The 21,846-nt window shown below is 71.5% G+C and carries 32 protein-coding genes; 2 read left to right on the top strand and 30 right to left on the bottom strand.

Annotated elements, in window-relative coordinates; translation table 11 throughout:
* Positions 1-477 precede the first annotated feature (477 nt).
* The 27 genes from STRVI_RS46980 to STRVI_RS45400 form a co-directional block, all read right to left on the bottom strand.
* Entirely contained in the window at positions 478-726 is a 249-nt protein-coding gene (locus STRVI_RS46980; RefSeq protein WP_014043826.1) for a helix-turn-helix domain-containing protein, read from the bottom strand.
* Between the two features lie 184 nt (positions 727-910).
* Complete coding sequence (locus STRVI_RS45510) at positions 911-1,465, bottom strand: hypothetical protein (protein ID WP_014043825.1); 555 nt, start codon at positions 1,463-1,465, stop codon at positions 911-913.
* Between the two features lie 604 nt (positions 1,466-2,069).
* Complete coding sequence (locus STRVI_RS45505) at positions 2,070-2,549, bottom strand: hypothetical protein (RefSeq protein WP_014043823.1); 480 nt, start codon at positions 2,547-2,549, stop codon at positions 2,070-2,072.
* A 222-nt stretch (positions 2,550-2,771) separates the two neighbouring features.
* Positions 2,772-2,915, bottom strand: a complete 144-nt coding sequence (locus tag STRVI_RS53335) for a hypothetical protein (RefSeq protein ID WP_014043822.1) — start codon at positions 2,913-2,915, stop codon at positions 2,772-2,774.
* Positions 2,912-3,166, bottom strand: a complete 255-nt coding sequence (locus tag STRVI_RS45500) for a hypothetical protein (protein WP_014043821.1) — start codon at positions 3,164-3,166, stop codon at positions 2,912-2,914. Before STRVI_RS45500 ends, STRVI_RS53335 begins: the two co-directional genes overlap by 4 nt.
* Entirely contained in the window at positions 3,163-3,339 is a 177-nt protein-coding gene (locus STRVI_RS53330; RefSeq protein ID WP_014043820.1) for a hypothetical protein, read from the bottom strand. The genes STRVI_RS45500 and STRVI_RS53330 overlap by 4 nt, the downstream gene beginning before the upstream one ends.
* Complete coding sequence (locus STRVI_RS53910; protein ID WP_014043819.1) at positions 3,336-3,755, bottom strand: DUF6283 family protein; 420 nt, start codon at positions 3,753-3,755, stop codon at positions 3,336-3,338. Before STRVI_RS53910 ends, STRVI_RS53330 begins: the two co-directional genes overlap by 4 nt.
* The gene (locus STRVI_RS45490) at positions 3,755-4,009 is read right to left on the bottom strand and encodes a hypothetical protein (RefSeq protein ID WP_014043818.1); all 255 of its coding nucleotides are present in this window, start codon (positions 4,007-4,009) and stop codon (positions 3,755-3,757) included. The genes STRVI_RS53910 and STRVI_RS45490 overlap by 1 nt, the downstream gene beginning before the upstream one ends.
* Entirely contained in the window at positions 4,006-4,413 is a 408-nt protein-coding gene (locus tag STRVI_RS45485; protein WP_043242571.1) for a DUF6302 family protein, read from the bottom strand. The genes STRVI_RS45490 and STRVI_RS45485 overlap by 4 nt, the downstream gene beginning before the upstream one ends.
* A 23-nt stretch (positions 4,414-4,436) precedes the next feature.
* Positions 4,437-5,411: a hypothetical protein gene (locus tag STRVI_RS45480; RefSeq protein WP_014043816.1), complete on the bottom strand. Its 975-nt coding sequence runs from the start codon at positions 5,409-5,411 to the stop codon at positions 4,437-4,439.
* Positions 5,412-5,588: 177 nt separating this feature from the next.
* Positions 5,589-6,062, bottom strand: coding sequence for a hypothetical protein (locus STRVI_RS45475; RefSeq protein WP_014043815.1), 474 nt, complete (start codon positions 6,060-6,062; stop codon positions 5,589-5,591).
* Positions 6,063-6,187: 125 nt separating this feature from the next.
* Positions 6,188-6,394 carry a hypothetical protein gene (locus STRVI_RS45470; protein WP_014043814.1) on the bottom strand — a complete coding sequence of 69 codons (207 nt, stop codon included), beginning with the start codon at positions 6,392-6,394 and terminating at the stop codon, positions 6,188-6,190.
* Positions 6,391-7,014, bottom strand: coding sequence for a hypothetical protein (locus STRVI_RS45465; protein WP_014043813.1), 624 nt, complete (start codon positions 7,012-7,014; stop codon positions 6,391-6,393). The genes STRVI_RS45470 and STRVI_RS45465 overlap by 4 nt, the downstream gene beginning before the upstream one ends.
* 89 nt (positions 7,015-7,103) lie before the next feature.
* Positions 7,104-9,239, bottom strand: a complete 2,136-nt coding sequence (locus STRVI_RS55860; protein WP_014043812.1) for a hypothetical protein — start codon at positions 9,237-9,239, stop codon at positions 7,104-7,106.
* Positions 9,240-10,049: 810 nt separating this feature from the next.
* Complete coding sequence (locus tag STRVI_RS45455) at positions 10,050-10,574, bottom strand: hypothetical protein (protein ID WP_014043811.1); 525 nt, start codon at positions 10,572-10,574, stop codon at positions 10,050-10,052.
* A 101-nt stretch (positions 10,575-10,675) separates the two neighbouring features.
* Complete coding sequence (locus STRVI_RS45450; RefSeq protein ID WP_014043810.1) at positions 10,676-11,074, bottom strand: hypothetical protein; 399 nt, start codon at positions 11,072-11,074, stop codon at positions 10,676-10,678.
* Complete coding sequence (locus STRVI_RS45445; RefSeq protein ID WP_014043809.1) at positions 11,071-11,493, bottom strand: hypothetical protein; 423 nt, start codon at positions 11,491-11,493, stop codon at positions 11,071-11,073. The genes STRVI_RS45450 and STRVI_RS45445 overlap by 4 nt, the downstream gene beginning before the upstream one ends.
* A gap of 23 nt (positions 11,494-11,516) precedes the next feature.
* The gene (locus STRVI_RS45440; protein WP_014043808.1) at positions 11,517-12,293 is read right to left on the bottom strand and encodes a hypothetical protein; all 777 of its coding nucleotides are present in this window, start codon (positions 12,291-12,293) and stop codon (positions 11,517-11,519) included.
* Between the two features lie 137 nt (positions 12,294-12,430).
* Entirely contained in the window at positions 12,431-12,793 is a 363-nt protein-coding gene (locus STRVI_RS45435; RefSeq protein ID WP_014043807.1) for a hypothetical protein, read from the bottom strand.
* 118 nt (positions 12,794-12,911) lie between these two features.
* Positions 12,912-13,061 carry a hypothetical protein gene (locus STRVI_RS53325; RefSeq protein WP_014043806.1) on the bottom strand — a complete coding sequence of 50 codons (150 nt, stop codon included), beginning with the start codon at positions 13,059-13,061 and terminating at the stop codon, positions 12,912-12,914.
* A 307-nt stretch (positions 13,062-13,368) separates the two neighbouring features.
* Positions 13,369-13,812 (bottom strand): hypothetical protein, encoded by a 444-nt coding sequence (locus tag STRVI_RS53320; RefSeq protein ID WP_014043805.1) that lies wholly within the window; start codon positions 13,810-13,812, stop codon positions 13,369-13,371.
* A gap of 81 nt (positions 13,813-13,893) precedes the next feature.
* Entirely contained in the window at positions 13,894-14,322 is a 429-nt protein-coding gene (locus tag STRVI_RS45425; RefSeq protein ID WP_014043804.1) for a hypothetical protein, read from the bottom strand.
* A 361-nt stretch (positions 14,323-14,683) separates the two neighbouring features.
* The gene (locus STRVI_RS45420; protein WP_014043803.1) at positions 14,684-15,013 is read right to left on the bottom strand and encodes a hypothetical protein; all 330 of its coding nucleotides are present in this window, start codon (positions 15,011-15,013) and stop codon (positions 14,684-14,686) included.
* Entirely contained in the window at positions 15,010-15,606 is a 597-nt protein-coding gene (locus tag STRVI_RS45415) for a hypothetical protein (RefSeq protein WP_014043802.1), read from the bottom strand. The genes STRVI_RS45420 and STRVI_RS45415 overlap by 4 nt, the downstream gene beginning before the upstream one ends.
* A gap of 82 nt (positions 15,607-15,688) precedes the next feature.
* Positions 15,689-16,132: a hypothetical protein gene (locus STRVI_RS45410; protein WP_014043801.1), complete on the bottom strand. Its 444-nt coding sequence runs from the start codon at positions 16,130-16,132 to the stop codon at positions 15,689-15,691.
* Entirely contained in the window at positions 16,129-16,737 is a 609-nt protein-coding gene (locus STRVI_RS45405; protein ID WP_014043800.1) for a hypothetical protein, read from the bottom strand. The genes STRVI_RS45410 and STRVI_RS45405 overlap by 4 nt, the downstream gene beginning before the upstream one ends.
* Before the next feature lie 132 nt (positions 16,738-16,869).
* Positions 16,870-17,550, bottom strand: coding sequence for a hypothetical protein (locus STRVI_RS45400; RefSeq protein ID WP_014043799.1), 681 nt, complete (start codon positions 17,548-17,550; stop codon positions 16,870-16,872).
* A gap of 165 nt (positions 17,551-17,715) precedes the next feature.
* On the opposite strand from STRVI_RS45400, the gene STRVI_RS53315 reads away from it, so the two are divergent.
* Both STRVI_RS53315 and STRVI_RS45395 read left to right on the top strand, forming a co-directional pair.
* Entirely contained in the window at positions 17,716-17,874 is a 159-nt protein-coding gene (locus tag STRVI_RS53315) for a hypothetical protein (RefSeq protein WP_167543329.1), read from the top strand.
* Between the two features lie 142 nt (positions 17,875-18,016).
* The gene (locus STRVI_RS45395) at positions 18,017-18,226 is read left to right on the top strand and encodes a cold-shock protein (protein WP_014043798.1); all 210 of its coding nucleotides are present in this window, start codon (positions 18,017-18,019) and stop codon (positions 18,224-18,226) included.
* Between the two features lie 76 nt (positions 18,227-18,302).
* On the opposite strand, the gene STRVI_RS53310 is transcribed toward STRVI_RS45395, so the two are convergent.
* The 3 genes from STRVI_RS53310 to STRVI_RS45380 all read right to left on the bottom strand — a co-directional run bounded on the left by STRVI_RS53310 (position 18,303) and on the right by STRVI_RS45380 (position 21,699).
* Positions 18,303-19,910 carry a hypothetical protein gene (locus STRVI_RS53310; protein ID WP_014043797.1) on the bottom strand — a complete coding sequence of 536 codons (1,608 nt, stop codon included), beginning with the start codon at positions 19,908-19,910 and terminating at the stop codon, positions 18,303-18,305.
* 169 nt (positions 19,911-20,079) lie between these two features.
* Positions 20,080-20,925, bottom strand: coding sequence for a hypothetical protein (locus STRVI_RS55855; RefSeq protein WP_014043796.1), 846 nt, complete (start codon positions 20,923-20,925; stop codon positions 20,080-20,082).
* A gap of 96 nt (positions 20,926-21,021) precedes the next feature.
* On the bottom strand, positions 21,022-21,699 hold the full coding sequence (locus STRVI_RS45380; protein ID WP_014043795.1) for a hypothetical protein: 678 nt from the start codon (positions 21,697-21,699) through the stop codon (positions 21,022-21,024).
* Between the last annotated feature and the right edge of the window lie 147 nt (positions 21,700-21,846).

Below are 21,846 nucleotides of genomic sequence, written 5' to 3'. Positions count from 1 at the left end.
GCACGCGGGGGCACGGTAGAGTAGTGCCCACAGCGTGCAGTGCGGGAAGCAAGCCCATCCGTTGAAGGCGGAAGGGGAGCCCGATGCGGCAAGGGGCCTGCCAGCCCCGCGATCCGCGGTTCGCTTAGGTAGAGGGTCAGGCGTGCTCCGACTGCCAAGAAGAAGAGCGTCTGACCCGGTGGACAGAGCCCGGCCCCCGAAAGGGGGCCGGGTTTCTGCTTGCGGTTCGGTGAGTTTATACCGGCGATCACTGCGATCGTGGCCATGCCTCTGACTTTCATTCAGAGACGCGGGTCACAAATCACACATATTGCGGGCAGGGACGTGTTCTCCCGCCCGCAATTAGCTTAGGCAATGGATCAGGCGATCGATTACCAATTCGAAGAGTCACCTGATCGGGCGAACAGAGCCCGGTCCCCGAAAGGGGGCCGGGCTTCTGCTTGGCGTGTCGGTTCTCCAACGCAGGCCCCCGGGCCCCTACATGGACAGGACGCGTCCAGGAAACTTGTTCGAGCCCCGGTCCCGCATTGTCACCCCGGCATGGGCCAGGCACGTGTGGACGTAGCCGTAGCTGTAGCCGGTCAGGTCGGCAAGCTGACGCAGGCTCATCCCGTTGTCGTACCGCTTCTTCAGGCGGCGGCCGATGTCCGCCTTTTCCTGACGCCCCGTCTCGCCACGGCGACGCGATGGCCGCGGCCACTCCTCGCCGGTCAGCTCGCTGGCCATGGGTCTCCTACTTTCGGATGATCCGTGATCTGAGTGACCCAGCATGCACGCCGGGGAGGCGGTCGTCATGGCAGAAGCGCCGGAGTGCCCCCCTCAGACGCATCACCGGCCGCCGCTGGCAGCTCGGCGACGGCCGACCCGGGCACCTCGAAGCAGAAGCGCCGGAGTGCCCCCCTCAGACGCATCACCGGCCGCCGCTGGCAGCTCGGCGACGGCCGACCCGGGCACCTCGAAGCAGAAGCGCCGGAGTGCCCCCCTCAGACGCATCACCGGCCGCCGCTGGCAGCTCGGCGACGGCCGACCCGGGCACCTCGAACGGCAGCATCCCGCACCCCGCCCGCCACCGCTTCATGTACGGCTCCCACAGGCACCAACCAGCCTCGCGCGCCTCGCTGATGCCCCACTGCTCCCCGGCCGCCCACGGCCGCGTCAGCCCCGGCGTACGGCCCGGGTCGAGCGCGACAGGAAGACGGCAGGCGCAGTGCACCCCGGCGACCAGGCGGCAGGCGAGCGCGTAGCAGGCGGCGGCCGGTGACGGGTGGCCCCGCTCGCTGATCGCCCCGCCGTAGTAGGCGGCGTATGCGTACCAGTCAGCCGGTCCGGACTCCTGGCCCGAGCGCAGGCTGTAGCCGATCTCGACACTGTGCGCGCCGACCCGCGAGCACAGGTCGGTGACGGCGTCGACCAGGTCTTCAGCGTCGAACACGGACGGCGGCCGGACCACCGGGTCATCAGGCATGGCGGGCTCCTGGGCTTTCCTGGTGCGGCGGTGCCGTCCGGTCCCCGGGACCAGGACGCCGGAAAGCCGCATCGACTGACTCATGCCCCGTCAACGAACCCCGCGTCAAACCGGTCGCGGGTGGGGACTCCTCATCTGATCCGACGCCCGGCCGCCGGGCGGCTATGGTGTCGCTTCCTGGGCGCGGCTGTGTATACAGCGTCCTGACGGGGGCGTTCAGCCGTGCCCAGGGCCCTTGGAACGCAGGAAGGGCCCCGAGGGGTCTCCCGGCCGGTGTGACGGCCGTACGGGAGCCCTGGGGGCCCTTCTCGCGGTCTTCCTGATCTCTGGGCGGGTCAGTCGAAGAAGGAGACGGCGCCGCGGAGCAGGCGGGCGAGAATGCCCTCCGCTGAATCGCCGGCGAGGCCGTAGGTCACCTCACGGCGGAAGTCGGAGCGGCCGGACGCTCCGGAGACCCTGGCCGGTCCTCCGGGGCGTGGCGTCCGTCCCGGCGCGCCGGTGACGGCACGCGAGACACACAGGCGGCAGACGCCGCGGCGGCACCCCTTGCGGAAGTTACTGCATGCCGTGCACGTGGTGTACCTCCATCGGGCGAATAACCGCATCACGCCTTCTTCGGCGAGCCGGAGCCCTTGCCGTCGCCGCCGTCCTGGTTGAGGAGGTTGCGGCGCACGGGCTGAGCCTCGGTGACGGTGACGGTGCGCTGCACCTTGACCTGGCCCTTCATGTACCGCAGGGCGATGCACTCGGCCAGGACGGAGCCGGAGGCGCCGTGTTCGCGGTAGGCGCGGGCCTTGGCGCGCTTCCAGCCGTCCTCGGTGGGGAAGAGCGCCCGGCCGGCGCGACTGGGGTCCTTCTCCGGGATCTCGCGCGGGTCGATGTCGAACTGGCCGTCGGCGTAGGCCGTGACCAGGTCGCGCATGTCGGCGGCAAAGTCGGCCCCGGCCTCGTCGGCGCGGGCCTTGGCGCCGTACCAGGTGTCCTTGCGGACCCATGGGCTCTGGCGCTTGTTGGTGCCGCTGGAGGCGGCTGCCTTGCTCCCGGCGCCCTCGGCGCTCTCGGTGGTCTCGTTCTCGCTGCTCATCGTGGGTTCGTTTCCTTCGCATTCGGTAGTCCAACAGCCCAAAACTCTAGCATGTGAAGTGCTAGAGAAATGCATGCCGACGAACGGAGGTACCCTCACCCCGCACACCGGCGCCCCACCCCCGGCAGGGGGCAGGGCCGGTTCATGCACGCGCGCCCGCGACCGGCCCCCGAGCCGTATCGGTCGTCATCCCGGGGACCGGCCGCGGACGCGCACCCTCAGCTACACCCGCACCGGCCGGTACGGCGCATCCCGCTCGGCCGCGGGCACCTCACGCCCGTCCTCCCGGCAGTACGTCCTGCCGGTCGCCTGCTCGTAGCGCCAGTGGTGCCACCCCGGACACTGCTGCTCCTGCTGCGTGGTCATCGTGCTCCCTTCTCCTGCTCCTGGTCCTGGTGGACGGCGTCGATTGCCTCCAGTGCCGCCCGTACGGCCGCAGCCCTCGTCCGGCCGCCCGGACCGATCAGCACGGACTCCTTGCCCTGGGCCACCACCTGCCACCGGCCCTCAGCGTCCTTGGACACGAAGTACAGGGCGTAGCGGTAGCTGAAGCACCACAGGCCGGTGCCCCACTTCGTGAAGCCGGGCAGCCGCCAGGGCCGGGCCGCGGCGCTCACCGGAAGTCCTCCGCGAGGCGGCGGGCCACCTGCTCCAGGACCGGCAGGTGCTCGGCGAACGCCTCGCGCACCTGCGGCGCCTCCATCATGCCAATCGCGCTCATCAGGTCGGAGCGGGCCGCCTCGGCGACCCGGCGCGCGGTCTCGGCCGCCGCGTCCCCCTGCATGGTCATGCCTGCCCTCCCCGGCGTCCCTGGCGGGGCGGCTTGATCTCCCCGTGCCCGTCGTCCGGGCGCCCCTGCCGGTCGGCCATCGCGTCGTAAGACTCGAACAGCGGCGGCCAGCCGGGGCCCGGCTCCACCGCCTCGGGCGGCAGGTCGCCGGTCGCCAGCGCCAGCCGGATACGCAGGTTGCCCTGCGCCGCGGCGACCACCAGCCAGCCCGCGCACGCCTGCTCGCGGCCCTCCTGGGTCTGGTGGCAGGCGAACATCGGCTGCCCCAGGACGTCGGCCGCGGACGTGACCTCCGGCTGCGTGCTGGTGGTCTTCAGCGAGTCGAACCGGTACGCCTCGAACTGGCCCGGCTCGACGTCGGTGCGCCACGGGCAGTCCCCGCACGGGCCGTTCAGGCGGTAGCGGACCGGCGCCATCAGACCTCCACCTCCCCGGCCTGCTCCTCGTTCTCGGCACGCGCCCGCAGGACGCCGATCAGCCGGGCCGCGGAGGCACGGAACGCACAGACATCGGAGTACGCCACCCGCTCCTCGGCCGCCAGCGTCGACAGCACCTCCTCCAAGTCGCTCAGCACCGACTCCGCCGCCTGGGCGAGACCGGCGGCGCCGGTGCGGCGCTGGATGCGCGCCTCCAGCGTCTCCCGCTCGATGCCCTCCGCTGAAATGCTCACTGGCCGTCCTCCGCGAACCCGTGGTGCCGGATGAACTTCTGGATCGCTTCGTCGCTGTAGCCGTACAGGATGCCCATCACCCGCATGTACGCCTCCTCGCTCAGCTCGGGCACGCGCGGCTCGGTCTCCCACTGCTGCTGCGGGATCGCGTCCTCGGGGTCCACGCCCCACCTCAGCCGCTGCTCGTCATCGGCCCACCGCAGATCGGGGAACTCCTCCGGCTGCGCGAGCATGGAGACGATGGCGTGGGCGGCCCGGACGGGGTCCGCGTCGCAGACCCCCGACCGGCGACGGCCGCCGACCGGCACCGCGAGGTCGAAGCCGTCCCCGGACAGGGGAACCGGGACCGCCCGGTCCAACAGGTTCAGGTCGTCCAGGCGCTCGCGGTAGTACTGGAATTTCATGCCCTCTTCGATCCGTTCCCCGGTCACTTGCCGCCCCCGTTCTGCGAGGTGACGACCTTGAGTACGCGGACGCCGGCGCGCAGGATCTCGTTGGTGTGCCTGCCGGTGTGGGACTCGCAGATGAAGGTCTCGCCGATGCGGCCCTTCACCGTCCACGCGATGCCGTCCAGCTCGGTTCCCCACGCGAGGCCGCGGGGGGTTACCGACCCGTCGCCGTAGGCGGTGTACGCGGTGCCGGTGCCGGGCTTGACGAAGACGTCGTTCACGTCCAGGTTGCCCATCGCCTCGACTTCGCGTACGTCCCGCCACCGGTAGCCGTGGCCTCCGGCACTCCCCGCGGGCTTCGCCTTCTCGGCGGCCTTGGCCCGGCGCGGGCCGAGGGACTGGGCGGCGTCCTTGCCCAAGCGGGTCTCCCGCAGGTTGCGCACGTCCAGCAGCTTGCGCCAGTGCGGGCGGGCCTCCGCGCGGCCCATGGGGGTCACGGTGAACATCGGGTCCCCGGCCTCCGTGGCGCCGCGCTCGGCGAGCCCGCGGGCGACGAGGGTGTCCAGAATCCGGGTGGTCTGGAAGGCGGACGTCATTGACCAGCCGCACCCGGGCCACCACCGGCCGCTGTTCTTGTCGACCAGGCACTCCAGCGCGTACCGCTGCACGCTGCCCAGCTCGGGGCCGCCGTAGCCGCCGGGGGCGTGGAGGATTTCCCACTCCTCCAGCACCTGGACACCGGCGAAGGTGGGCTTGACGTCGGTGACCCGGATGCGCGTCTTCCACACCCCGCCGCCGCGGTGGTAGCTGATGTCGCTGACGATGTAGCGCACCAGGCCGCGCCGGTGCAGCGCCTGGTTCACGCGGTGGTCGCTCCAGCCGCCGCTGTGAAGGTCGCGCTCGTAGATGTTGCGGAGCTGGTGGGCCTGCTTCTCGTTGAGCGAGCGGGCGATCAGACGGGCCAGGTCGAAGTCAATGCGCTCCGCCTCCGCGTCCGCCGTGGGAATGGTCATGCCGGGCTCTCCTGTCTGCCATGGTCGTGCACTGGCACCACTCTAGCACATCATGTGCTAGCCGACTCACGGGTGCGCCCTGCCCCCACGGCGGTGAGGCGGGGCGCACCCGAAACGCGAAGGGCCCCGGTTCGAGGAACTGGGGCCCTTGGGCGTCACGCGGCTGTGCTCGCTGTCTCAGCGAGCAGCGTCTCCGAGGTCGGCGCGCGCCGTCTCCTCGCTCAGGTACGGGCCGCGCTCCCGGTCCCTCTGCGGGTACCTGGGGACCGCCCACCAGTCCCCCACACCCCGCCGCTCGATGGTGTATCGGCGTGGTGCCCACCGGTCGCGTGGCACGGCCAGCCACGCGTTCCGCTTCTGCTTCCACTCCTCGGTCCCAACATCTGCTGCGATCTGTGCCAGCAGATCCCGGCGGCGGAGGTGCGCGAAGCCGAACGCGTTCCCGGCCTTCGCCCATTCCAGGTGAGCACTGCTCTCCAGGTGACCGGTGAACGCCTTAGCGGACCAGTCTGGGAAACCGCGGCTGCGGTAGATGTGCGTCACGACGAGGAGCACACCGTCGATTTCGACGTACTGGCGGCCCGCGTCACGCGACGCCCTCTCCCCGGTGACGGGGTTGGTGTAGCTCAGGCGGATGTCCTCGGCCTTCACGGCGGGCGGTCCTCTCGGTCGGTGGTGACAGCATGCCGGAACGGCGGCCGGTCAGTGAGCGGGGTGGTGCTCCTCGAAGAGCGCTGCGGCCTGCTTCCACCACACCTCGCGCAGCGCGGAGTCCTTCAACCCGAAGAACCCACCGGCCCCCCCAGGCACTCGTGCTCACCGATCGCCTGCCACACCGCCGACGACTCCAACGCGAAGTCGTACGTCCGGAACGACGTCCACCCGCACGGCGCATGGTGCAGGCTCTTCTGCGCCGGGAAGTACCCGCCGCTGCCCTCCATGCTCCAGCCCTCCGGCAGAGGGCTGCCCAGACTCCAGGTCATGCCGACACCCCCGCCCCGCGCCGCTCGCCGGTGTCCATCCGCGGCGAGCACCGGCCCTTGTGGGCCACCCGCCGGTTGCAGGTGAACGGCGGCTCCCCGCGCCCCAGATCGGCCCCGCAGAACAGGTATTCCCCGGCCTCCTTCGGAGCGTCCTCCGGCGCCTGGACGTGCTCGCCGGCGCGAGCGCACCGGCCCAGCGAATCCAGCGGCCGGTCACACACCCCCACCCGCGAACCCCGCGGCGCCCGCTCCTGGCACCGGCCGTGCGCCCGCAGCGCACCGCCCGCGCCCACCGGCGCTTCGGGCGCCTCATCAGCGCGCCCGAAATGCCTCACGAGCACGCTCGGCCACGGCCCGCCGTCACAGTCCGGGTCCACCGCGTCAGCCGCACCGGTCACCGCCTGGGCGCCCTCCTCGGCCGCCCGGCCCAGCTCCCCGGCCTCCGCCGCCCGCGCCCGGTCCTGCCCGGCCTGCTCCCGCAGGCCCTCGGCCGCCTCCCGCACGGCCGCCGCACCGATCATCTGCTGAAACCGCAGATACACGTCCTCGGCCAGGGCCTCCGTCAGCGCCGCGTGGATCTCCCGGGGCGTCGCGTGAAACCGCGACAGATCAAGTGCCATGATCAACTTCCTCCGTAGTGAGTGATAGGACGGCCGGGGCCTGGCCCTCGGCAGGCACACAGGCCCCGGCCGTCATGTCCAACGAGCCGTCAGCGCTCCCCGCGCGACCACTTGGCGATGCCCTCGTCCACGAGCGTCATCGCGTGCACCTCCGCCAGGTACCGCACCGGCGCAACCCACTCGTTGGCGTCCTCGGTCCCGAACTCCGCCGCGAACGCCTCGGCCGCCTTCCACATCGCCCGGTCCGCACTCTCCCGCTCCTGGGCGTCCCACGGGCTGTTCAGCGAGCGCACCCAGTGCCGGGCCGCCGACAGAACCTGCTGGTACCCCTCCGGGCTGCGGTCCTCAAGCGACCGGCGCCCGGCCCCGAAGAAGCTGTTGCGCTCCGGCTCCGGGTCCAACGCGTGCGGGCGGCTGATGGTGAACCGCCGCGCGTACAGCTCGACAGCGCACCGCACCACCGTGCGCCACATCCCCACCGTCAGCTCACCCGTGCCCTGGAAGAACCAGGCCGCCGCCCACAAGGCCGCTTCCTCCGCCGCCTTCTCCCACTTCTCCCGGTCCTCCACCGGCCCCGTACGGAACGCCTCCAGCGCCTCGGCCGCCGCCGTCACGTGCGGGTGACCGGGCGGGCAGATGTCAGCCAGCGGCGAACGGCTCAGGATCGGCGACCGCTCGGCGGCGGTGTCGCCCTTGTGCGCGTCCGTCTCCACCCGCCGCTGCCCGCCCTCGAACTCCACCAGCCGCGCCGCCGGGTGCTCCTCGCCCGTGGTGGTGAGCACCGTCTCCACTGCCGCGCCGTCCCACTCGCGCCAGACCGTCTCCCACACCTGGTGGCGCTTGCCGTCGATCCCCAGCAGCCATGTCCCCTTCACGTACGTGGGCAACTGCCGCTCCGGCACCGTGCCCCCGTCCGCGGCCTCCACCTCCCGGACCGGCGCCGGGGTGATCCTGCCGTGACCCTGCGGGTCCAGCTCGACCAGTCGCGTCCCCGAGCCGCACTCCTGGTGACCGCGCTCCTCGCAGTGGTGGATGGCCAGGTCCGCCGGGTCGTCCCCGGCCGCACGGCGCCGCTCGATCTCCCACCGCGACAACCGCCGGCGCACGACGCCGCCCTCGTTCTCGATCGTGACGCGCACGTGCGGCAGGCAGCGGGCCAGGTCCATCATCGTGTCGTCGGACCCGCCCTCGATCACGGCAATCTCGAACCCGCTCCCGTTCGACAGCGACCACACGTCGCCGTACTCGGTGGCCGCATCCCCGCCCTCCGGCTCGGGCGCGTGGTACAGAGCGCTCACCCGCCCGTCACGGACGGACTCGATCGAGAATCCTGCCTTCGACAGCCGCTCGGCGATGACCTGGAGCGGCACCGAGGCGGCAATGTCGCGCGGCCGGAACCACTCCCCGCCCTCCAGCCAGTACCCGAACACCCGCGCCCCGTGCACGACCGGCCCCTCCTCGGGCAGCACCAGCGCACCCCGGGCCGCCGCCGGGTAGGTTTCCCGCTCCCGGATCTCGTACCGGTCGGTCACCTCCGCCAGCGGCAGCCGCATGGGGTGGTAGTGCGGCAGGTTCTTGCCCAGCGCCTCCAGCGCCGCGTTCACCACCGGGTCCGCGACATACCGCGGGCAGGTGCCGCGCTCGACCGGCAGAGCCATGACGGCCCGCGACGTCGCAGCGGCCCGCGCCGGAAGCGCCAGGTGCTCCGCGGGCGAGGTGCTCACCGTGGCCACCAGCGCCACCACGGCGTCCTCGCGGTAGTCCTCCAGGGCCGTCGCCTTGCGCCGGTCGACGGCCACCCAGCCGAAGCGCCGCACCGACCCCTTGTCCACGTGGAAGGTCCAGCCGACGACTTCGCCGGTCAGGCTGTCACCCGTACGCACCGGTTCGAAGTTCACGGCGTCGGGATACGCCATCGTCGACACCTTGATGCACCACGCGGCCATCTCCTCGTCCCGCAGCGGCTTGCGCGGGTCGTTCTTGTCGAGCTTGTCCATCGCCTTGAACACGGCCGTATCACACTTGGGCCCCTCGGCCAGGAACAACTCCTTCACCGTCTCCGGCGAGTTCCCCGTCACCTCGTACACGGCCCACTTGGCGTTCGGGTCCTCCGTAAACGGCCGCCGTACCGCCCGCAGGCTGCGGCCCTCATAGTCGGTGATCCATCCGCCGTCGGGGTGCTTCAGGTACCACGGGCGCTCACGCCCGTTCGTGCTGGCAGACATACAGGTTCCTCTCGCTGCCGTGGTGATCGGTCCCCAGGACTCTAGCACATGACATGCTAGTGATGGCAACCGGGTAGACGCGGTGCACGGTTCGGGGCATCGCGGCGGCTCGCGAACGGTTCGCCTCCGGCCGGTCGTCCGGTGCCACGAACCATGCGCGAGGACGCGCACGAATCCCGTACGCAAACCATGCGCCGACCCTCACCGGACCCCCACGCGAAAAGTTCAACAGTAAACCTTTCGTGCACGGTTCCCGGGTCGACGAACGGTTCGCGATGCCGCGCGCAGGCTTTCCCGGCCTCCCCAAGTCCGTTCGCGAAAGGTTCAACGTTGAACTTTTCGCGAACGGACTTGGGCGGCCGCGGGAGTCTCCTCGTGCACGCTTCCACGACCGTGCACGGATCGGCCGGGCCTCCCGACGAACGCTTTCGTGGACTGCGAACTCTGCGCCACCACGTCTGATCTGGAGAAATGCCATTCATTCGCGAACGGTTCGCGAACGCTTGCGGGGCGGCGGCCCTCCCGCAACCGTGCGCGAGGCCATCCGTGCGCGAAAAGTTCAAGATTTGACGAACGGTTCCGACGTGCACGAATCCGCAACCGTGCGCGCCGTCGGCGGGCGCGCAACCGTGCGCGGGGCGGGCGAAGCGTTCGTCAAATCTTGAACCGTTCGCCGCGTCGCGTCGTCGTCATATGGACCTCTGTGCACCGGTCACTTCGTTCGCGAACGAACGCGAACGACCCCCGTTCGTCACGGTCGCAAACCGTGCAGCAAACGGGGGTCGTGGGTGGAAACGTGCGCGGCGCCGGTCAGGAGACGCGGGCCGCCGGGGTGTGCGGCTCAGTCTGTATGGCCCCGTCGGCGTAGCGGCGGCAGCACGCCGCGCACGTTGCGCGGGCCGGGTCCAGGGTGCGCATGGAACCGTCGTACAGGCTCATGGAGATGCCGCACAGGCTCCGGGCCTCCGGCGGCTCCAGCACCCCGAACGGGGAGCGCTCAGGCCGGTACAGGTGCCACAGCGCGGGCTCGTCGACCGGTACGGCGCGCTCCAGCATCAGGGACCGGCGGGTGGGCGTGAAGGCCACCCAGTACCGGCCGCCGCCCTCCAGCGGGAAGCGGGCCACACCTTGCTTGACCAGCACTTCTATCGCCGAGGTGGCCGAGGTAGACCAGACAGGGCGACAGGTCGCTTCGATGCAGTCCAGCGAGGGGAGCGGGGTGCCGGGCCGGTACTCGCCGGCGCGGATGCGGCGGTGCAGGCCGCGCACGATGCGCTCGGTTTCGGGGTCCCGCCGCCACCGGCGGGGGCGCGGGAAGGGGATCGTCAGGGGCACGGAAGGCTCCAGAAGGGCCGTAGGGGCATCGGGGCAAGCCAGTGGGCCGCCGAGCGCCCGGGAGGGCGTCAGCGGCCCACACAGGGCCGTACAGAGGGTGATCAGCGCTTGCGGCGGCGGGCGTCGGCACGGAGGGAATCCCAGTACCGGTCACGGTTGCGGCGCCTGGTCTCGCGGTTGATCCGCATGACCTGGGAGCGCATCGACCGGGCGAGGTCTTCCAGCTCGGAGGCCGACGGCAGCGTGAGGACGTACCAGAGGAAATCGGCCCAGTCCTGCGGGGCCTCGAAGAGGACCAGCCGCCGGGGCTCGATGTCGTACGCCTTGCCGATGTCCTCGGCCCACTCCTTCAGAGCCTCGCGCGCCCGGTCGTTCACGTCGTACGGCGCATCGGCCAGCAGCTCGGCGATGCAGGCCCATTCCTGGGCGGTGAAGCGCAGCCGGTAGGCGTACGAGCCTTTCAGGTCCAGGCCCGAGTACGTGAGGGGCGGGCGGCTCATGCGGACGCCTTCCGGCGGGCGGCGTTGGCGCCGTTGCCCGCCCGGCCGGTGTCCCAGGCGGCGGAATCCGTACGCTTGCGGTCCACCTTGCCGCCGCCGGCGGAGAGCCAGACCTCGCCGGTCGGCTCGCCCGGCTGCGGGGGCTTCTCGCCGGAGCGGCGCCACCACACCAGCGCCACCCAGCCGCCCTCACCCTCGCGGGCCTCGGGGAAGTCCACCGCTTCGCGCACCCGCTCGTGCTCGGGCGAGGTGTGCTTGTCGGTGGCCGCGGCTTCGGCCCGGCGGCCGGTCCTGTCCCGGCCGCGGGCGGTCACCTCGCGCAGGGCGGCCTCGATCGAGGGGAAGAACTCCAGCGGTCCGGCCGCCACCGGGTGCTCCGGGGTGGACGCGGCCGGGGTGAATTGCAGGAAGACAGTCACGTCAGGCTCCTTATCGCAGCAGGTCAGATGGAGACGTGCCAGCCGTCCGGGTTCACCGCGAGGACGCTGGCGGTGAAGGCGGAGGCGTAGCAGTCGGTCATGAGGTTGGAGCCGTAGGAGGCGTTGTACGCGTTGGCCACGCGGCGCAGCTCGCGCCCCAGCTCCTCCAGCTCGGCCGTCACCCGGTAGTTGGTGTACTTCTTGCCGCCCTGACCTGCGTGTTCCTCCGTGATCCAGCCCCAGGCGAGGGGGATGTCCTTCACGGTGATGTGGACCCCGCCGCCGTCCTTGCGGACACTGATCTTGATTTCGGCGGGGGCCTGGCCGATCGGGTCGAAGCGGAAAAGCTCCACGGCCTGCACGGAGAGCGCCGCGGCGCCGTCGGCCGGGTCGACCAGGGGGAAGCGGCCCGCGCGGCGGGCCATCTTGATGTCCTGGCGGATGGCCTGCGCGTACGTCACCGGGCCCGCGTGCGACGCCTGGCGGTGCTTGGCGCCGACCCACCATTGGTTGCCGTGGTCGTCATAGCCGCGCTCCATGATCTTCGCCCAGGCCGCGCGGTACTCCTCGGAGCCGAACAGGCCCGGCTCGGCGTCGCCGCCGCTCTCCCCGGCCTGGTCCTGGCGCGCCTTGACGTTGCCCAGGATGCGGGCGAGCTGGGTGCGCGCGGCCTCCTTCTCGCCCGCGTGGCCGCAGACGCCCGCGGCCTGGCACTTCGGGTCGGTGCACGGGGTGTCGATGATGGCCTGTAGAGCCTCGATGCGGCTGGTGGGCCGCTTCTTCGTTGCTGCTCGGGGCATGTGCGGGTCCTCTCGGTTCTCTGCCGTGGTCGGTGGAACACCTAACTCTAGCACATCATGTGCTAGTCGGGGGAGGGGAAACGCCCGTGCCCCGCGCCGGTCGGAAGCGGCGCGGGGCACGGGGCGGAACTCGCAGATCAGCAGGGGAGCGACGGCGGCACGTTGGCGAAGGCCCGCCGCACGTACCCCTCGTAGAGTTTTCCCCACCCCCCGGGCTCGGTCTGCACCACCTTCAGCAGCTCCACCCCGTCGGCCCGGAAGCAGGTCGCTTCGATCTTGAAGCGGGTGCCCTCGCCGATCCCGCTGGCGGTCGGGTTCCCGGCCCGGTCCCGCAGGATCAGGCCGCCGGTGCCGCCCTTGGCGGTCCCGTAGAAGGCGTTCGGGTAGGTCGTCACCTGCGACCCGGAGCTGTCGGCGTTCGCGCCGGTCGCCGTGGCCAAGGTGATCAGGGCCGCGCTCGCGGTGGCAGCGGAAACGGCGGCGGCAAGACGTGCTTTCACGATGGAGTCCCGTTCTGAGCTGGGGGAACACCCGCACGGGGGCGGGCTGGCCGGTCGGCCGGGGCCGCCCTCGCCCCGAAGGAGGAAGGACGAGGCGAGGACGACCCCGGACGCCCGGTCAGTCGTCGAGCGTCCCGGCCCGCTGCGCTTCCTCGGGGACGGGGTTGCCCTCCACCGGCGCTCGACGGGCTTCCTGGAGGCGGTCTTGCAGCCTCTTCTGACCGGCCAACTGCTCTTCGGTCCAGCTCAATGCATGGGTAAGCTGCATGGCTGTGTCCCTCCAAGGGGTTCTGTAGCGGTTTCTCTCGGGGGCGGTGCGCGGCTCTGACCGGCATTAACGGTGCTGGTCAGAGCCTTTTTCGTGCCCGGTTAACGGCCGGGTACGCCGACGTTCGCCAGGCCGTAATGTCTACCCGGTATACGCGACGTGGTCACCGTAGCGCACCCCGGCCCCATTCCTACACATCTGTGCCCTACGTCACGGAATGCGCCTGACGAAACGGCAGCAAAAAGGGCGCCCCCGCATCCGCCGGCGAGACGGACACGAGCACGCCCCAGGGGCGGCGGCCAGCGCCCTACTGCGCGCCCGCCCCCTCCTCACCCTCACCCTCGGCCTCGGCCTCACCCTCACCCTCGGCCTCGGCCTCACCCTCACCCTCGGCCTCGGCCTCACCCTCGGCCTCGGCCTCGGCCGCCGCCGCCGCGCGGGCCTCGGTGACCTCGTCCACGATCAGCCGGGCCAGCTCCTCCGCCGACATCGCCAGCCGGAACCCCGCCGGGGCCGCCACCCGCTCCGTCTCCATCAGCACATGGGCCACCTGCGGGTAGTCCGTCAGCCACGGCGCCCGCAGATCCAGTGCATCGCGCACCTCCGCCAGCGCCGCCGACATCACCCGCGCCGACCCGGCCGCCACCGGGTCCCCGCTCGCCCCCGTCCGCGCCTCGTTGGCGCACTTCAGGGCCTTGATCGACGCGTCATGCAGGAACGTGCGCAGGTTGCGCGGGCGGGAGGTGAACACGGCTACTCCTCGGGTGGGCAGCGGAAACGACGGCGCCCCCGCCCCCGGGGGAGGGGACGGGGGCGCCTCGGGGTCGGGCACTCAGGCGGTGGGCTCCTGCCCGGCAGCATCACCCGAACCGGCCACTAAGTGGTCGCGCAGCGCCGCACGGCCGGACTCAGTGGGCACGATCGCCCACGCCGCGCAGTCGCCTTCGATCCGCACCCGCCACATGGTCGCGTAGCCGTGGTGGGCGAGCGCCAGGGCGGCCGACTCGCGGCTGTCCAGGGCCCGCCCGCGGACTTCTGCCGGTCCAAACACCGGCGTTCCGCTTCGCTCCTGGCAAGCCCGCTTGAGGTGGTCCCACTGGTCATCGGTCAGCGGCGGGTCATCCGGGTGCCGACTGCCGGTGTACCCGTCCAGCGTCATCCGCGGAGCCGGTCCCGCAAGGTCCCTCCCGCGCACGGTCACGCGCACGTCCCCGCTCTCGTTGTCGGTCTCGATCAGGGCCCGTGGCCTCTGCCTGCTCATCGTGTCAGACGTCCTTCCTGTCGGGTTCCATGGTGCTCGTCGGCTGCTGCTCTCCGCCCCCCGGCCAGGGTAGGTGCGTGATGCACCCAACCCCCCTCGTGGACGCTTTATGTCCGTTTTGGTATGACCTACCGAGGTCTACCGCCCGGGTAGAGTGATCTACAAAACCGCAGGTCAGAGGGCAGGTAGACCGCAATACCCGGGGGCAGGTCTACCTCGCCGGCGGAAGCCAGGGGAGAAGCGCCGGAGACCACCCCGGAAACACCCCTGAATCCCGCCGGCGCAGGGGTGGGAATCCACCCCGCGGCGGGGCCGGAAAACACCCCGCGCGGGCCCTCGATCAGGGCCCGCGCGGGGGGTCTCACTCGCCGGCGGGAGGGGGTCCGGCGGACCCCTTCCGGGGGGTGGTGGAGCGGGGGTTTTCCGACCCCTCAAGAGGGGTCCCGGTGGCGGTGCCGGGCGACGGCGAAGAGGGGTCTTCGCCGGGGTCGTCGCCGGTGCCTTCCGGTTCCGCTTCCACCGCGGGGGATTCGGACGCCGCGAGGCGTTCCCGCTCCTCCCGATGCCGCTGTAAGAGCACTCCTTCCGCGCACCGGGCGAGGGTGCTGATGGTGTAGTTGGCGACCAGGAACAGGACCGCCATCGACACCCCGACGATCACGGAGTCACGGGTTTCGGGGGACAGGCTCACTCGGGGATCTCCCCCGGCATCTGCTTCAAATCGCTAGCCTGCACAACGTCCATGAGCAGACCGGCCGTCTTCGCCGCGTCGCGGATGCTGACCAGGGCTCGCGTGGCTGCGTTGTCCGACGTCGGGATCTCCGGCAGCTCGAACGTGCGCAGGGCCTTGATCTCGGCCGGGTGCCCCATGACCTGACCGCCGGTCGTCAGCAGCACCAGCCGACCGGCCCGGGAGTACCCGGCCCGGCGCCCGCGCCGGTCGGTGTCCTCGTCCTCGAACCGCAGCGACGACCGGCTGAAGGTGCGCACCACGTCCGTCCCCCCGCCCACCGGGGTCAGGCGCTTGCGCCACAGCCTCTCGGAGATGACCCGCGCCACCCGGTCCGGCGCACCGTTCACGCCCGGCAGCAGGTACAGCGCCCCCACCTCCGGGGCCCACGGCAGGGCCTCCAGGGCGGCCCGCTCGGTCTCGTCGTGCTCGTCCACCGTGTCCCGCAGGGCCTCGATCGTGCCGTGCCGGGCAATCGTGCGCACCTGCCCGAGAAGGCCGCGCAGCGCCGCCAGCTCGCCGGGGTAGGTCTCGTCAACCGTCGTGCTTCCCACCTGTGAGTTCCTCTCTCTTCGTGATCTGATGAACTGAGCTGGGGGCCGGGCCGCCGCCGACGACGGCCCGGCCCCGCGCCGGTCAGTGCAACGGCGGGACGGCGCCCCGGGCCACGGTGTGAGAGGCGCTGCACCGCCAGTACCGCTCACCGTCCAAGCCCCGCACCGAGCCCCCGAAGGCGCACCGCGGCGCGCTGCCGTCGGCGTCGCCCGGGACGAACACCCGGCCGTAGCACTGCGAGCACGTCACGTCCTCGGCCCGCCGGATGGCCTCCTGCGCCACCTCGGCGTAGCGCTCGGCGGACGGGACCAGGTCCCGGGCGAGCGCCCGCAGGGTCTCGATCTCGGCGCGCTGGGACTCCTTGCGCTCGTCGACCGCCGCCCGCCAGGAACGCTCGGACTGCAACGAGCCGCGGGCCACGCGCAGGTTCGCGAACCGCATTTCGTGGGCGAGCTGGTGCGCGCGGGCGATGTAGTGCGCGGCGAGTTCTTCCGTGGTCGCCCACGGCTGGACGTCGCTGTTCACTGCTGCCCCCGCGCGTCCCGGCGGGCGTCGGAGGCGGCCACGCGGTCCACGGCCGCGGCCATGGCCTCCTGCGGGTCCTGGTGCTCGGTGGCGCCGTTGCCGTTCATGAGGCTGCACAGCGTCCATTCCGGGCCGGTCAGGCGCGGAGCCCACTTCAGGTCGAAGAAGCGCCGGTTCTGATAGCAGAGCTGCCAGGAGCCCCACCCGTTGTGGTGCGCGCTCATCCCCTCCGGACGCTCTCCCAGGGAGGGCATGGGGCCGAACTTGCGGCCGACGTACGCCAGGTACTCCGGCGTGACGTCGATCGCGGTCCGGGCCTTCTGCCCGTCGGGGGTGTCCCACTCGGTGGGGTCGTTCCATCCGCCGTCCAGCCGGAACCCGGCCGCCGCGATGAACTCGCCGGCGAGGGTGAGGGTGGGGCCGGACAGGTAGTCGACCGAGCCGGGGAGCGTGATCCGGTAGCGGTCGGCGCCGACGTTCCCGTCGCGGTCCAGCAGCCGCAGCACCGCGGCGCCGTCCTTCACGGTCAGCTCCGCCGTGACCGGCCGCGTGCGGGCCTCCGCCGCCTTCGCCCGCTGCAACACGTACGTACGGTCATCCGTCATGGGTGATGACCTTCCTTCCTGCCGTGGTCGGGGGACAGCCGCCGGTCGGCGGTGTCCCGGTGCCCGGGGCCCGGCTCGAACGGGCCGCCCGCCCGGGGACCGGCGCGCGGCCGGTCCCCTGCGGAGCGGGGGCTACTTCGGTGAGGGCACCCCGTGCGTCTTGGACAGCACCTCAATACGGCACCCGCCGCTGTAGTGGACGGCGTACCGGTCTTTGCCGGTCAGAAAGTCGGCGATCTCCTGGAGGCGGCCCGGCTTGCCGTCAAGCGGCATCAGGCAGCCCTTTGCGTACCAGACGACCCGAACGCCGCGGCGGGGGTTCTTGCGGCCCTCGCCGAGGTCGCCGCGCAGGACGCGGAATCCCTCGGTGTCCCGGCCGCGGCTGTCGGCCTTCTCGAACCCGGCGCGCTGGAGCTGCTGGGAGAGGGGGCCCGCGGCGGGGTGCCCTTCGGCGGCGAACGCCTTCTTCTGTGCTTCCTTGGCGGCCTCGCGGCGGCACGCGGTCTCGTTGCAGGGGGCGTGGGTCGGCTTGATGTGGCGGTTCAGGCCGGGGGCGGTGCAGACCTCCCACGATCCGGGGCGCAGCATGAACGTCCATCCGGGCGTGCCGGTGATGCCCTCGGGTCCCTTGGCGTCCAGTTCGTCGATCTGGCGCGTGAGGTCGGCCAGGACGTCGGCGGCGGACGCGCCGAGGGGGCCGGTGAAGCGCTCGCCCTCGCGGGGGCCCTGGCCGTTGATGGTGAAGGCGCAGGCGGCGTAAGCGTTCTTGGGGGCGATGATCTCGATCTCGCGGCCCTGGTGGGTGGTGCGCATCCGTGGTCCCTGTCTGCCGTGGTCTCTCTGACGTCTCCGACTCTAGCACATGATGTGCTAGCCCTGTCCAGTACCGGCACCCGAAACCGGCCAACCCACGGCCGGAACCAGCCAGCCCGCGTCTTGCCCGGTTACCTGATCAGCCCTCACATCGATAGACCCGGCATGGACACCGCACCGGGCCCGGAGACGGTCCCCGGCTTCCACGGAATCGATCGGGTCGCCGTCGCCGGTCGGCGGGTCGAGCTACCCGGCGGCGGCTACTGCTGGACAGACGCCACTCTGCCCACCCCCGACCCCGAACCGCCCCCCGAAAGCCGCTGACACGCTTCCTGGGCCGCGCGGTGGCCCTGATACCTTCCTGACCCCCCGCCAGGAGGCCGCCGCAGACCGTACCGCGCACCCTCAGCAGCCGTACGATACCCGGACGCTCCCACAATCCGTCACGGCCAGTTACGCTCCGTGCATGGCTACTGGCACCGTGAAATGGTTCAACGCCGAAAAGGGCTTCGGCTTCATCGCACAGAGCGAGGGCGGCCCGGACGTCTTCGTTCACTACTCGGCCATCAACAGCCGCGGATTCCGCGAACTCAACGAGGGCGAGCGCGTGACGTTCGAGGTCCAGCAGGGACAGAAGGGCCCCCAGGCGGCCAACGTGGAACGGGCCCTGCCCTGACCGGCGCCCCCTCTTCCACGCCCAACCGGCCACCCGGGGAACCCTGCCCCCAGGCGGCCGGTCGCATTCTCGGCCGTCAGCCGTGCCAGACCCGCACCGGCACCATCAGCCCGTAGTGCGCCGCCAGCGCCGACGCCGCCCGCTGCTCATCCCTCGCACCCGCCCCCACCACCTCACCCGTGCCCGTGTGGTGCATCCACGGAGACATGGGACCGATGTACCCCTGACCCCACTTGCGCCGCATCACCCATCCCGTGATCTGCGGGTACTGCGGGAAGCTCACCGGCTGGTCGATGTACGGGGCGTCGAAGTTCTCCCCGTAGTCCTTCTCTCCGAGCTGCACCACCGTCGCCGCACCCTTCGGGCGCGGCACCCGCACCCACAGGCCGGCGTTGGACAGCTCCACGTCTTCCATCCCCGCGTCGACAAGGGCAATCAGGATCTCAGCGCGCCGCCGCTCCCACCGGTCCCGGCCCGCGCCCTTGGACGGCTTGGCGCCCTTGCCGCGGAAGTGCATCAGCCTCATGTGCGCGCTCTGGTCGTCCTTGCCGTCAACGAACACCGTGAACTCACCGTCCGTGTTCCCCACCGGGATACCGGCCGCCTCCAGCGCCGCACGAACCCTGCGGATCGGGTACGGCTTCGCCCCCGCCTCCGGCGTGTAGCCCTCCTCATGCGGCGGAAGCTCCAGCGCCGCCGCACCCTCCGCCGGCGGAACCTGGTGTACGGCGTTCTCCGGCTTCTCCCACCACGCCGCCGGTCGGAACCCGCCTCCCTGTGCGCTCACCGGCGCCGCCTCCTCCTGGTCCTGGTCCTGCTTCTCCTCCACGCCGACCGGCGCCGCCGCCAGCGCGGCCACCGGCGCCTCCTTCTCCACCTTCGCCGCACCGGCGCCCGCACCGGCCGACAGGCGCGCCATGTCGGCCAGCATCCCGGCGTGCACCGCGAGAGACGTTTCGGCCGCCGCGATGCGGCCGAGGTCGCCCGCCTCGCGGGCCTCGCTCAGTACGGCCGTGAAGTGCGCCCGGATCTCCGGGTGCGTCTTGCCCTGAACGCGCATCGCCTTGACCGTGCGGGCCACCAGCGCCCGCGCGCTGGCCGAGCTGGCCGAGCTGGCCGGGCCGGTCATCCCGGCCTTACGGTGCCGATTGATGATCGCCTCCAGGGCGGCGCGGGTGGAGGCGTCGAACCCGGGCACGGACGCGATCCAGCGGGCGCGCTGGTTGGCCTCCATCGCCTCGCACGCGGCCTTGGCGCTGGCGTGCTGGGCGGGCATCGGGCACGGCTCGGCCTCGCACCAGCAGCCGCCGCCCTCCCCGGCCGCCTGGTCGCCGGTCTCTTCCCCGGCTCCGGCCGCCGCCAGGCGCGCGGCCTCCTCGCGCTCCCGCCGGGCACGCTCGCGCTTCTCGCGCTCCTCGCGCTCGGCGAGCTGCCGGGCCCGGAGAATATCCGGGTCCTCAACGGTGAGGGTGTACCAGCAGTTCGGGTGAACGTTGACTGTCCACTTCTCGCCGGGCGTGTCCTCGGTCAGCCGGGCCTTTCGGAAGTCCTCCAGGTCCCTGAACGCCGAGTCGATCTCTGCGGGCTTCATCTCGCCGCTGTTGCGGTCGTAGACCTCGCAGAACTTCGCGGCGTCCTTCACTGCCTGGATGCGGCGGGTGTGGTTGCGGGCGATCGTCGCCATGTGCCGGGTTCTCCTTTGTCTCTGCCGTGGTCGTCGTGACACCCACACTCTAGCACACAATGTGCTAGGCAGTGGTGGGGGACACACGAAAGGGAGGCCCACCGGTCCAAGACCGGCGGGCCCCCCTTCGCTGGTCGGTCCCATCGAGACCTAGAGAAGAGCCACCAGGCTACGCCGCCACCGCCCCGCCCGGCGTCGACTGCGCCCGGCGCGCCGCCCGCTGGGCCTGCTCCTTCGATGCCCCCAGCGCCAGCAACACCGCTTCCGCCCGGTGCGCGCGGGCCTCCGCCGCCGCCAGGTTCCGCCGGTCCAGGAACCGCCCGCGGAAGCACCCCGCCGAGCACACCACCGCGGAGGACCCGTCATACATCCGGCCGCCCGCACGCCTGACGTACCCCACCGGCGACGACGTACTGGTCTGGTGCTCGCGCAGCGCCAGGGCCACCGTCCCGGCCACCGTCAGCCGGACCGGCTCCATCGGCTTGACCTCGCCCGACAGCAGGTGAATCCACCCCTTCTCGACCAGCCGCCGCCACGACGCCGGCGGAATCGAGTACATCCCCGAGCACAACACCCGCATCTCCGTGGTCGCCCTGGCCTGCACCGTGCGCAGCGTCCCGCCGCGCACCTGCGGCCTGCTGAAGTCCTCGCCCGGCCAGTGCCGGGACTTCGCGACCGCTTCCAGGCATTCGGCCTGCTGCTCGCTCAGCTTCGGCCGCGTGACGGGCTCCAGCTCCCACGTCCGCCACCGCTCGCACACCTGGCCCTCACTCTTGCCGAACGACAGGTGACGGCGGCGCAGCACCAGGCGGCCGGTCGCGTCGGTCGCCGGGTCGACGAGCAATCCCGGCTCGTTGCCGCGGGCGATCTGCTCGTCAGCAAGGCGGATCATGCGGTTGACCATGTGACCGGCCGCCATGGCGTCCCAGCCGCGGACGTGGCAGAACGACGCGCCGTCAAAATCGGTTTCGGTGACGCGGTAGACCACGGGCGACAGGCGCTCGGAGGGGGGCATGCGGGGCTCGCTTTCAACGAGAGGCGGGAAGGGGAGAGCGAAGCGAGCCCCCGCCGGAGGGGCGGCGGGGGCATCAGGCAGGGCGTCAGCAGCCGGTCAGCGCCACAGATCGGCGGCGAAGTGGCGTTCGTGGTACTGGTTCAGCCGGTCGCACTCGGGCGCGGTCTCCTCGGCCGTGCGGCCCCACTGGGTCGCCACGTACCGGTGGTTGAACCGGTCCCAGATCACGAACCCGCGCACGTCGCGGAAACCCTCGGCCGCGGCGCGGTACAGGGCGGGCCGCTCGCTGTCCGAGTCCGCGTACCGCTCGGCCGCGCCCTCGAAGCCCGTACGCAGCCACTCACGCTCGGCCGCCGGGACCTGGTCCACGGCCCGCACCTGGTAGCGCGCGGTCGCCGTCTCGCGCTTGCGCTCCTCGTACCGGGCCAACAGCTCCCGGTCGTCCAGGGCGGTCACCTCGCGGGCGACGAACGCGAAGCCCTGGGGGTCCTGCTCGGTGCAGTAGACCGCGTCCGCGATCCGCTCATCCGTCGCCGTCACCCACGCCCGCAGCGCCGCGCGCTGCCGGGCGTCCGGCTCGTACGGCAGGCCGCCCATGAACGAGAGCTGACGGTCGATCTCGCGCATGACCCTGTGGTTCCACCCGAAGTGCAAGGCGTCCAGGGCGGTGATCTCCTCCGCCGTCGACTGCGGGGAGGGCACCGACGGCATCACCAGTCCGCGGGCGGTGTCGGCGCCGGTGTTGTCGGTGGTGTTCTTGGTGGAGTCGGTCATGGGGGTATGCCTCCGGGTCTGTGCCGTGGTCTCTCTGACGTCTCCGACTCTAGCACATCATGTGCTAGAGAGGGTACCGGCAACACCCCAACACACCGACCGAAACGACCGCGCCCCCGGTCCCGGGAGAACCCGGGACCGGGGGCG

It is taken from the genome of Streptomyces violaceusniger Tu 4113, from assembly GCF_000147815.2.
GTDB classification, from domain to species: domain Bacteria; phylum Actinomycetota; class Actinomycetes; order Streptomycetales; family Streptomycetaceae; genus Streptomyces; species Streptomyces violaceusniger_A.
The sequence above is the reverse complement of the archived record's forward strand: the minus strand, read 5'-3'. Positions and strand labels throughout refer to the sequence as shown.

Excerpts from the sequence above, each read along its gene's own strand:
- STRVI_RS45470 (WP_014043814.1), bottom strand. The coding sequence starts at position 6,394 with ATGACCTGGAGTCTGGGCAGCCCTCTGCCGGAGGGCTGGAGCATGGAG.
- STRVI_RS53325 (WP_014043806.1), bottom strand. The coding sequence starts at position 13,061 with ATGCAGCTTACCCATGCATTGAGCTGGACCGAAGAGCAGTTGGCCGGT.
- STRVI_RS45440 (WP_014043808.1), bottom strand. The coding sequence starts at position 12,293 with ATGCCCCGAGCAGCAACGAAGAAGCGGCCCACCAGCCGCATCGAGGCT.
- STRVI_RS45480 (WP_014043816.1), bottom strand. The coding sequence starts at position 5,411 with ATGACCATTCCCACGGCGGACGCGGAGGCGGAGCGCATTGACTTCGAC.
- STRVI_RS45505 (WP_014043823.1), bottom strand. The coding sequence starts at position 2,549 with ATGAGCAGCGAGAACGAGACCACCGAGAGCGCCGAGGGCGCCGGGAGC.
- STRVI_RS55860 (WP_014043812.1), bottom strand. The coding sequence starts at position 9,239 with ATGTCTGCCAGCACGAACGGGCGTGAGCGCCCGTGGTACCTGAAGCAC.
- STRVI_RS53315 (WP_167543329.1), top strand. The coding sequence starts at position 17,716 with ATGGACACCGCACCGGGCCCGGAGACGGTCCCCGGCTTCCACGGAATC.
- STRVI_RS45465 (WP_014043813.1), bottom strand. The coding sequence starts at position 7,014 with ATGGCACTTGATCTGTCGCGGTTTCACGCGACGCCCCGGGAGATCCAC.
- STRVI_RS46980 (WP_014043826.1), bottom strand. The coding sequence starts at position 726 with ATGGCCAGCGAGCTGACCGGCGAGGAGTGGCCGCGGCCATCGCGTCGC.
- STRVI_RS45405 (WP_014043800.1), bottom strand. The coding sequence starts at position 16,737 with ATGACGGATGACCGTACGTACGTGTTGCAGCGGGCGAAGGCGGCGGAG.
- STRVI_RS53910 (WP_014043819.1), bottom strand. The coding sequence starts at position 3,755 with ATGGCGCCGGTCCGCTACCGCCTGAACGGCCCGTGCGGGGACTGCCCG.
- STRVI_RS55855 (WP_014043796.1), bottom strand. The coding sequence starts at position 20,925 with ATGCCCCCCTCCGAGCGCCTGTCGCCCGTGGTCTACCGCGTCACCGAA.
- STRVI_RS45380 (WP_014043795.1), bottom strand. The coding sequence starts at position 21,699 with ATGACCGACTCCACCAAGAACACCACCGACAACACCGGCGCCGACACC.
- STRVI_RS45510 (WP_014043825.1), bottom strand. The coding sequence starts at position 1,465 with ATGCCTGATGACCCGGTGGTCCGGCCGCCGTCCGTGTTCGACGCTGAA.
- STRVI_RS53310 (WP_014043797.1), bottom strand. The coding sequence starts at position 19,910 with ATGGCGACGATCGCCCGCAACCACACCCGCCGCATCCAGGCAGTGAAG.
- STRVI_RS45400 (WP_014043799.1), bottom strand. The coding sequence starts at position 17,550 with ATGCGCACCACCCACCAGGGCCGCGAGATCGAGATCATCGCCCCCAAG.
- STRVI_RS45395 (WP_014043798.1), top strand. The coding sequence starts at position 18,017 with ATGGCTACTGGCACCGTGAAATGGTTCAACGCCGAAAAGGGCTTCGGC.
- STRVI_RS45450 (WP_014043810.1), bottom strand. The coding sequence starts at position 11,074 with ATGAGCCGCCCGCCCCTCACGTACTCGGGCCTGGACCTGAAAGGCTCG.
- STRVI_RS45425 (WP_014043804.1), bottom strand. The coding sequence starts at position 14,322 with ATGAGCAGGCAGAGGCCACGGGCCCTGATCGAGACCGACAACGAGAGC.
- STRVI_RS45485 (WP_043242571.1), bottom strand. The coding sequence starts at position 4,413 with ATGAAATTCCAGTACTACCGCGAGCGCCTGGACGACCTGAACCTGTTG.
- STRVI_RS53335 (WP_014043822.1), bottom strand. The coding sequence starts at position 2,915 with ATGACCACGCAGCAGGAGCAGCAGTGTCCGGGGTGGCACCACTGGCGC.
- STRVI_RS53330 (WP_014043820.1), bottom strand. The coding sequence starts at position 3,339 with ATGACCATGCAGGGGGACGCGGCGGCCGAGACCGCGCGCCGGGTCGCC.